Source organism: Amycolatopsis kentuckyensis (assembly GCF_002155975.1).
GTDB classification, from domain to species: Bacteria; Actinomycetota; Actinomycetes; order Mycobacteriales; family Pseudonocardiaceae; genus Amycolatopsis; species Amycolatopsis kentuckyensis.
In genome coordinates this window covers 1-8243 of sequence record NZ_MUMI01000411.1, presented here as the reverse complement: position 1 = coordinate 8243, position 8243 = coordinate 1, and the positions used below count along the sequence as shown (strand labels likewise).

General features: G+C 72.3%; 10 protein-coding genes. 5 read left to right on the top strand and 5 right to left on the bottom strand.

From position 1 onward, the window contains the following. Positions 1-192 precede the first annotated feature (192 nt). Both CCN39_RS33975 and CCN39_RS33970 read left to right on the top strand, forming a co-directional pair. On the top strand, positions 193-1296 hold the full coding sequence (locus tag CCN39_RS33975; RefSeq protein ID WP_244211118.1) for a GAF domain-containing sensor histidine kinase: 1104 nt from the start codon (positions 193-195) through the stop codon (positions 1294-1296). Further along, positions 1290-1895: a response regulator transcription factor gene (locus CCN39_RS33970; protein WP_086848993.1), complete on the top strand. Its 606-nt coding sequence runs from the start codon at positions 1290-1292 to the stop codon at positions 1893-1895. Before CCN39_RS33975 ends, CCN39_RS33970 begins: the two co-directional genes overlap by 7 nt. Before the next feature lie 69 nt (positions 1896-1964). On the opposite strand, the gene CCN39_RS33965 is transcribed toward CCN39_RS33970, so the two are convergent. Beyond that, a complete protein-coding gene (locus CCN39_RS33965; RefSeq protein WP_086848991.1) occupies positions 1965-2426 on the bottom strand; it encodes an ArsI/CadI family heavy metal resistance metalloenzyme in 462 nt (153 codons plus the stop codon). An 83-nt stretch (positions 2427-2509) separates the two neighbouring features. Between CCN39_RS33965 and CCN39_RS33960 the strand changes: the two genes are divergently transcribed. From CCN39_RS33960 to CCN39_RS33950, 3 genes are read left to right on the top strand one after another with little or no spacing between them, the layout of a single operon-like run. Further along, complete coding sequence (locus tag CCN39_RS33960; RefSeq protein ID WP_086848989.1) at positions 2510-2872, top strand: ArsR/SmtB family transcription factor; 363 nt, start codon at positions 2510-2512, stop codon at positions 2870-2872. After that, complete coding sequence (gene arsB / locus CCN39_RS33955) at positions 2869-3927, top strand: ACR3 family arsenite efflux transporter (protein ID WP_167455262.1); 1059 nt, start codon at positions 2869-2871, stop codon at positions 3925-3927. Before CCN39_RS33960 ends, arsB begins: the two co-directional genes overlap by 4 nt. Further along, positions 3924-4322 carry an arsenate reductase ArsC gene (locus CCN39_RS33950; protein WP_086848987.1) on the top strand — a complete coding sequence of 133 codons (399 nt, stop codon included), beginning with the start codon at positions 3924-3926 and terminating at the stop codon, positions 4320-4322. The genes arsB and CCN39_RS33950 overlap by 4 nt, the downstream gene beginning before the upstream one ends. A gap of 177 nt (positions 4323-4499) precedes the next feature. On the opposite strand, the gene CCN39_RS33945 is transcribed toward CCN39_RS33950, so the two are convergent. The 4 genes from CCN39_RS33945 to CCN39_RS33930 all read right to left on the bottom strand — a co-directional run. Further along, entirely contained in the window at positions 4500-5135 is a 636-nt protein-coding gene (locus tag CCN39_RS33945; protein WP_244211117.1) for an RNA polymerase sigma factor, read from the bottom strand. A 41-nt stretch (positions 5136-5176) separates the two neighbouring features. Next, complete coding sequence (locus CCN39_RS33940) at positions 5177-6367, bottom strand: cation:proton antiporter (protein ID WP_086848983.1); 1191 nt, start codon at positions 6365-6367, stop codon at positions 5177-5179. Positions 6368-6369: 2 nt separating this feature from the next. Next, on the bottom strand, positions 6370-7074 hold the full coding sequence (locus tag CCN39_RS33935; RefSeq protein WP_086848981.1) for a flavodoxin family protein: 705 nt from the start codon (positions 7072-7074) through the stop codon (positions 6370-6372). An 11-nt stretch (positions 7075-7085) separates the two neighbouring features. Beyond that, the coding region (locus CCN39_RS33930; RefSeq protein ID WP_143264258.1) for a thiamine pyrophosphate-binding protein at positions 7086-8243 on the bottom strand (1158 nt) is incomplete at its 5' end.

Sequence of the window (8243 nt, the reverse complement as noted above, 5' to 3'; positions counted from 1 at the left end):
CGGCCCGCAGCACCACGCCGTCGCGCATGGTGGCCGGCACGTCGTGTTCGATCGTCACGTCAACCAACGGGGGCCTCGTTCCTCGCGGCGATGAGAGTGTCCGGACCCTGGCAGACCGGCGACGGCCCCGGCACACCCGAACGGGTGTAGTGGGCCGTGACAGATGCCCGCGGGGGAGTGTTTGATGTGGACATGCGAGCGCACCCGCTCGTCGGGCTCGACGAGCACTACGCGGACCTGCTCGCGGCGCTGGACCGTGGCGAGGCGTTGCGGCGCGCCCTGGCACTGCTCGCCGAAGGTTCGGAGGTCGCCTGGACGGCCCGCCCCGACGCGGACGGCGTGCTGACGCTCGAACAGGTCACCGGCGACTGGACCGGCGTGCTCCGTGCACTCCGGGTGCCGCCCAGCACGGGCCTCACCGGCAAAGTCTTCGAGGCCGGGCGCGCGGAGTGGGTCGACGACTACTTCGGCAGCCAGGAAATCACCCACGACTTCGACCGCCACATGGCAGGAGAAAAGGTGCGGCGCGTGCTGGCCGTCCCGCTGCTCCGTGACGGGGAAACGCTCGGCGTCCTCGCCCTCGGCCCCCGCGAGGACGGCACGTTCGGCGACCGCGACATCGAACGCGCCTCGGCGATCGCGGCCCAGGCCGCGCTGGCGGTTTCGGTCGCCGAACGCGCCCGGCTGAGCCGGGAGATCGCGGTCCACGAGGAACGCCGGCGGATGGCGGCCGACCTGCACGACAGCGTCGGCGCGCTGCTGTTCGCCATCGGCTCCGGCATGGCCGACCTCGCCGAAGCCACCCAGGCCGATCCCGACCTGCGCGCCCGGCTCGACCGGCTGCGGGCGCAGGCCGCGGAAGCGACCACGGCGCTGCGCGATTCGCTGCGCACGCTGCGGTCCTCGCCCGCCGCGCTCGCGCTCGGCGTCACGTTGCGCGCCGATTGCGCGGCCTTCGCCGATCGCACCGGCCTGCCCGCGGAGCTGGTCATCCTCGACGAGGAACCGCCCGAACTGCCACCGTCCCGCTCGGACGTGCTCCTCGCCGCGGTCCGCGAAGCCCTGCTGAACGTGGAAAAACACGCCCAGGCCGGCGCGGTCACGGTGTCGGTGCGGCGAAGTGATCCCTGGCTGACGATCGCCGTCCACGACGACGGCGTGGGCCTGCGCCCGGACCACACGCCCGGCCTCGGCCTCACGAACACCGCCGAAGCGCTCGCCCGGCTCGGCGGCTCTCTCCGGGTGGTGTCCGATCCGGACGGTGGCACGATCTGGCGGGCCCGGCTGCCGTGCTGACCGGCACCCGGACCCGCGTCGTGATCGTGGACGACCACCCGGTCGTCCACGACGGCGTCGCCGCGCAGTTGCAGCGCTACCCGGACATGGTCGTCGTCGGCCACGCTGGCACCGGCGCGGCAGCCGTGACGGTCTGCGCCGCGGAACGTCCCGACGTCGTGTTGCTCGACCTCCGGCTGCCCGACTGCGTCGCCGCCGACGTCGTCCCGGAGGTGCACCGGGTCAGCCCGGACAGCCGCATCCTGCTGTTCACCGCCTTCCCCGAACACGCCGCCGTCGCGCCGACCCTGGCCGCCGGCGCCTGCGGCCTCCTCGTGAAACACGCGGGCAGCACGGCGATCCGGGACGCCATCCGCAGCGTCGCCCGCACCGGGACCTTCCGGACCGGTTCGCCCGTGTCGTCCACCGCGCCGGTCACCGCCCGCGAGTACGACGTGCTCCGGCTCGTCGCCGCCGGGCACACCAACCCCGAGATCGGCACCGAGCTGAACCTTTCGGTGAACACCGTCAAGACGTACCTGCGCACGGTGATGCACAAGCTCGGAGCCCGGAACCGGGCCCAGCTCATCGCCAACGCCCGCGGCGAGGGCCTGCTCTGAACTGTCCCTTGTGGACTGACGGCGGAGCGGAGCCGGTGCGCCCCTCGATTGCGCACCGGCTCCGGGGCTTCAGCTGCAGCAGCCCTCGGGGGTGGCGGTTTCGGCGTCCGCTGTGCAGCACGTCGCCGGGGTGGCCAGCGCGGCGCTGTCGCTGCCGTACGTCGCCGAGTCGCCCTTCACCGTGTAGACCTCCCACGGCTCCTTGCCCGGGCCGTGGACCCACACCTTGTCCTGCACCGCGTAGCAGCACGTGGTGTCGTCCTCGGTGAGCGTCTCGAGCCCTTCGCCGGTCAGCCGCCGGGTCGCCGCGTTGACCTGGTCGGTCGACTCGACCTCGACGCCGAGGTGGTCCATCACCGTCTCCTGGCCCGGCTCGCCCTCCAGCAGCACCAGCTTCAACGCCGGCTCCTCGATCGCGAAGTTCGCGTAGCCCGGCCGGAGCTTGGCCGGCTCGGTGCCGAACAGCTTCGAGTAGAAGTCGATCGATCCGGTCAGGTCCCCGACCCGCAGGGCCAGTTGTACTCGTGACATCGCCGCTACCTCCTTGGATAGACATTTGTCTAACTAGCTGAAGTTAGATTGCCGTCTATATGCGAACCTGTCAATATAGAGGTATGTCGAAGCACCTGCCGCTCGTCGCGATGGACGCCTGCTGCGCGCCCCTGGCCCGGGAGCCGCTGACCCAGGACCAGGCGGTCGAGCTGTCGCACCTGTTCAAGGCGATGGCCGACCCCGTCCGGCTGCGGCTGCTCTCGCTGATCGCCTCCCACGCCGGCGGCGAGGCGTGCGTCTGCGACCTCACCGACGCCTTCGACCTGACCGGCCCGACCATCTCCCACCACCTCAAGGTGCTGCGCGAGTCCGGGCTGATCACCGGCGACCGGCGCGGCACCTGGATCTACTACCGCGTGCACCCCGAGGTGCTGGCGCGGCTGTCGGCGGTGCTCACGACCACGGGCGAAGCGGTCACCGCGTGACGACGGTCGCCGAGGTGCCGCCCCGCCTGTCCACTCTGGACAAGTTCCTGCCGGTCTGGATCGCGGCCGCGATGGTCGCCGGGCTGCTGGCCGGGCGCTGGGTGCCCGGCCTGAACACCGCGCTCTCCGCGGTGCAGGTCGACGGCATCTCGCTGCCGATCGCCCTCGGGCTGCTGGTGATGATGTACCCGGTGCTGGCCAAAGTCCGCTACGACCGGCTCGGCACGGTCACCCGCGACCGGCGGCTGCTGTGGCCGTCGCTGGTGCTGAACTGGCTCGTCGGCCCGGCGCTGATGTTCGCGCTCGCCTGGCTGCTGCTGCCCGACCTGCCCGAGTACCGCACGGGCCTGATCATCGTCGGCCTCGCCCGCTGCATCGCCATGGTGATCATCTGGAACGACCTCGCCTGCGGCGACCGCGAAGCCGCCGCCGTGCTCGTCGCGCTGAACTCGGTGTTCCAGGTGCTCGCCTTCGGGCTGCTCGGCTGGTTCTACCTCTCCGTCCTTCCCGGCTGGCTCGGCCTCCCACAGGCCGACCTCGCCGTATCCGGCTGGCAGATCGCCAAGAGCGTGCTGATCTTCCTGGGCATCCCGCTGGTCGCCGGCTACCTGAGCCGCCGCTTCGGTGAACGTGCCAAGGGGCGTGACTGGTACGAGAAGAGCTTCCTGCCGAAGGCCGGGCCCGTCGCGCTGTACGGGCTGCTGTTCACCATCGTCGTCCTCTTCGCCTTGCAGGGCGACCAGATCACCGGCCGGCCGCTGGACGTCGCACGCATCGCGGTGCCGCTGCTGGTCTACTTCGGACTGATGTGGGCCGGATCGTACGCACTCGGCAAGGCCGTGGGGCTCAACTACGAGCGGACCACCACGCTGGCGTTCACCGCCGCGGGCAACAACTTCGAGCTCGCCATCGCCGTGGCCATCGCGACGTTCGGGGCCGCGAGCGGCCAGGCGCTCGCCGGGGTCGTCGGCCCGCTGATCGAAGTTCCCGTACTCGTCGCCCTCGTGTACGTCTCCCTCGCGCTGCGGCGCCGTTTCGCCAGGAGCCCCCGATGACCGGCAAGCCGGAAGTCCTCTTCGTCTGCGTCCACAACGCCGGCCGGTCCCAGATGGCCGCCGCGCTGCTGGCCCACCACGCCGGCGGCGCGGTCGACGTCCGCTCGGCCGGGTCCGCGCCCGCCGACAGCATCAACCCCGCCGTGCGCGAGGCGATGGCCGAGATCGGGCTCGACCTCTCCCGCGAGGTGCCGAAGAAGCTGACGACCGGCGCGGTCGAGGCCGCCGACGTCGTGATCACGATGGGGTGCGGCGACGCCTGCCCGGTCTTCCCGGGCAAGCGCTACCTGGACTGGCAGCTGGAAGACCCCGCGGGTAAAGGCGTCGAGGCCGTCCGGCCGATCCGGGACGAGATCGACCGGCGGGTGCGGGAGCTGCTCGCCGAACTCCGGTGAGCCGCGGGGACCACAGCCCCGGGACCTGCCGGCGATCCGGTGCCGCGCCGAGAGCACCGGCCGGGGCGTGCTGTCCCACGCCTTCGCGACACCGGGTGGCCGCCGGTCGCACGGATCGGTACCGGGCGAGCCGGGTTCAGGCGCGGTGCCGTGCCTGATCGGCGAACCCGCCGCGGGTCATCCCGCCGCTCCGAGGTAGCCGGCCAGGCGTTCGCGGACGGCCGCGCGGGCGCGGTGCAGCAGGACGCGCTGGTTGGCCGCGGAGATCTGCAGGATCGCGCACACCTCCTCGGCCGTGTGGTCGGCGACGTCGCGCAGGCTGATCACCGCGCGCTGCCGGGCGGGCAGCTCGTCGAGCACTCCGGTGATCACTTCGCGGACTTCCAGTGCCAGTGCGGTGTTCTCCGGCGAGGCCCACGGTTCGGGTGCTTTCCGCCAGTGTCCGGGGTAGGCGCCGCCGGGGCCCTGGAACCGGCTGGGGTCCACGGTCGGGCCGTGGTCCTCGTCGCCGGGCAGCAGGCTGGTCCACGGGACGCTGCGCTTCTCCTGCACACCGCGCTTCTTGGCGGTGTTGACCAGGATCCGGTACACCCAGGTCTTGAACGCCGCCCGCCCTTCGAACGCCGCCAGTCCTTTCACGACGGCGAGCCAGGTGTCCTGCACGACTTCCTCGGCGGTGGCGTGCGTGGAGACGAAGGAGCGGGCCAGCCGCAGCATCGACGAGGACCAGGCGTCGAGCACCTCGGCGAACGCGGTGTGGTCGCCGGCCCGCAGGGCCGCGACCAGCTCGTCGTCCGGCGGCAGCTTCGTCACGGGACGAGCGTAGCCGCGGCAGGCGGGGAAAAGGGTGACGGTCACCTTACGGTCGGCCGGTCCGGCGCCCGCAGCAGCGACAGCGCCCCGGCCGGGAACAGCAGCACCGACACCAGGCCGGCGCACACGAGCGCGTCCGCGGTCACCGGCGTCATCAGGCCGGTGAGGACCCCGATCTGCGTGGCCGTCACCAGGAACGGCAGCGACGTCGCCTGCAGCAGCCCCGCCGCGATCGCCCGCCGGACACCGAACTGCCGCGCGAACAGCAACGCCGGGAGCCCGCGGGCGAGCAGCAGCGCGGCCAGGAACAGCGGTACCCGGGCGAGCGCGGACGCGTCGGCGAGCAGCCCGGACAGGTCGAGCCGCAAACCGCTGGTGACGAAGAAGACCGGGATCAGGAAGCCGTATCCGATCGCGTCCAGCTTGCCCCGGAACCGCGGGTGCGACGCCGAATCGCGGTCGAGCAGGCCGACGACCGCGCCCGCGAGGAACGCGCCGAGGATGCTTTCCAGCCCGAAAGTTTCCGCCAGCGCGACGAACGCGACCAGCAGCACCACGGCCGCGCGGACCCGGATCTCGGCCGTGGTGTCCTGCAGCCGCAGCAGCGTCGCACCGAGCCGGCGCGACCGGCCGGCCAGCCCGACCACGACCGCGGTCACGACCACCAGTCCCGCGAACGCGGCGAGCAGCACCAGCCGCGCACCCGTGCTGCCGCCGGAGGCCGAGAACAGCAGCGAGACCAGCAGGACAGCGGCGAAGTCGGCCACCGACGAAGCCGCGATCACCGCCTGCCCCAAGCCGCCCTCGGCCTGGCCGGCGTCCTTGAGCACCGGCACGACCAGGCCGAGCGACGTCGCCGACAGGGCGACCGCCACCAGCAGCGGGCTGTGCACCCAGCCGGCGGCGGCGAACCCCGCTCCGGCGGCGAGCCCCAGTGCCAGCGTCAGCGCGTAACCCAGCAGCGCCACCCGCAGCGCCCGCCCGCGCAGCCGGTGGACGTCGATCTCGAGCCCGGCCAGGAAGAGCAGGAAGGCCAGTCCCAGCAGGGCGACGATCTGCACCGGCAGGTCCGGCGTGATCCAGCCGAGCCCGGACGGCCCGAGCGCGATCCCGGCCACGATCTCCAGCACCACGGCCGGCACGCGCAGTTTCGGCGCGAGCCCGAGCAGCAGCGGCGCGGCGAGCGCGATCGCCGCGACCGCGAACAGGTTGACGAAACCGACGTCGGGCACGGCTAGCGGTATTCGGGATTGGTGAAGTCGAACCGGCAGCCGGCGTCCCACTCGCTGCGCTGGTTGCCGTGCGCGGGAATGCCACCCGCGTCCTTGAGCATCCTCGCGAGGTGCATCAGGTTCCACGTCATGAACGTGGTGTTGCGGTTGGTGAAGTCGTTCTCCGGACCACCGGAGCCGGGGTCCAGGTAGGACGGTCCGGGTCCGGCCTCGCCGATCCAGCCGGCGTCGGCCTGGGGCGCGATGGTGTAGCCGAGGTGCTGCAGGCTGTAGAGGACGTTCATGGCGCAGTGCTTGACGCCGTCTTCGTTGCCGGTGATGAGGCAGCCGCCGACCCGGCCGTAGTAGGCGTACTGCCCGGCGTCGTTGAGCAGGTGCGAACACGCGTAGAGCCGTTCGATGACCTGCTTCATGACCGAACTGTTGTCGCCCAGCCAGATCGGCCCGGCGAGCACGAGGATGTCGGCGGCCAGCACCTTCTCGTAGATGGCCGGCCAGGCGTCGGTGGCCCAGCCGTGCTCGGTCATGTCCGGCCAGACGCCGGTGGCGATGTCGTGGTCGATGGCCCGCAGCACCTCGACGTGGACCCCGTTCTTCGCCATGATCCCGCGGCTGACGTCGATGAGGCCGTCGGTGTTGCTGGGGTCGGGGGAGCGCTTGAGGGTGCCGTTGATGAACAGGGCGCGCAGGTCGTCGTAGCTCGGCATGGTCGATCCCTTCAGAGGAGTTCCGCGTCCTGTTCGACGCAGAGGAGAGCGGGGCCTTCGGCGGTGAAGAGCGCCGCCACGGCTTGGTCGAGCTGGTCGCGGGCGGTGACGCTGAGGCCCGTCGCGCCGCAGAGCCGGGCGTAGGCCGCCCAGTCCGGGTTGACCAGGGACGTCTGCCACACCGGGTAGTCCCCGGCGAGCTGTTCCTTGCTGATCTTGCCGAGGGCGTTGTTGTTGAGCAGCAGGTGCTTCACCGGGATGCCGTACTTGACGGCGGTGGTCAGCTCGGTGGCGTACTGCCCGAAGCCGCCGTCGCCGGTGACCGCCACGATCGGGCGGTCCGGGGCGGCCGCCCACGCGCCGAGCGCGGCCGGGTAGCCGAACCCGATCGAGCCGAGGTAGCCCGACATCAGCACCGGCTGCCCCTTCGACGCCAGGTAGCGGCCGAGCGAGTAGGCGTGGTTGCCGACGTCCACGGTCACCACGGCGTCCTCGGGCAGGTGCCGGGACAGCGCGTCGAACACCGCCGCGGCCGAGACACCACGGCCGCGGTCGTCGGCGGCGCGGCGGGCCTTCTCGGCACGCCAGATCGCCCAGCGGGCCGCGACGTCGGGCCGCTGGTCCTCGGCTTTCGTCTCGGCCAGCGCCGCGGTCAGGGCGCCGAGGGCGAGCCGGGCGTCGCCGAGCAGCGAGGTCGTGACCGCGTCGAACCGGCCGATCGCGCCCGGGTCGTCGTCGATCTGCAGGACCGGCTTGTAGGCGGCGATGCCGGTGTGGTTGCTGAAGGACGCGCCGACGGCGATCAGCAGGTCGGCTTCGTTCATCAGCCAGCTCGCCACCGGCGTCCCGCTGCGGCCGAGCACGCCCGCGCCGAGCGGGTGGGTGTCGGGCACCAGGCCCTTCGCCTTGAACGTCGTCAGCACCGGGGCGCCGAGCCGTTCGGCCAGCGCGGTGACCTCGGCGGCGGCGTCCCGGGCGCCGTGGCCGACGACGAACACCGGCCGCCGGGCGTCGCGGACGAGCGCGGCCGCCGCGGTGACCGCGGCGGTGTCCGGTGCTCCGGACCGGCCGGACCGGCGTCCGTCCGGGGTGGCCGGCGGGGCGTCGCTCGGCTGCACCTGGACCTCGTCGGGCAGGACCAGGTGCGCCACGCCCCGCCGGTCGACGGC

What these genes read in the sequence shown, in the direction of transcription:
- CCN39_RS33975 (WP_244211118.1), top strand. Translation starts at nt 193, where the DNA reads ATGCGAGCGCACCCGCTCGTCGGGCTCGACGAGCACTACGCGGACCTG.
- CCN39_RS33965 (WP_086848991.1), bottom strand. Translation starts at nt 2,426, where the DNA reads ATGTCACGAGTACAACTGGCCCTGCGGGTCGGGGACCTGACCGGATCG.
- CCN39_RS33960 (WP_086848989.1), top strand. Translation starts at nt 2,510, where the DNA reads ATGTCGAAGCACCTGCCGCTCGTCGCGATGGACGCCTGCTGCGCGCCC.
- CCN39_RS33950 (WP_086848987.1), top strand. Translation starts at nt 3,924, where the DNA reads ATGACCGGCAAGCCGGAAGTCCTCTTCGTCTGCGTCCACAACGCCGGC.
- CCN39_RS33935 (WP_086848981.1), bottom strand. Translation starts at nt 7,074, where the DNA reads ATGCCGAGCTACGACGACCTGCGCGCCCTGTTCATCAACGGCACCCTC.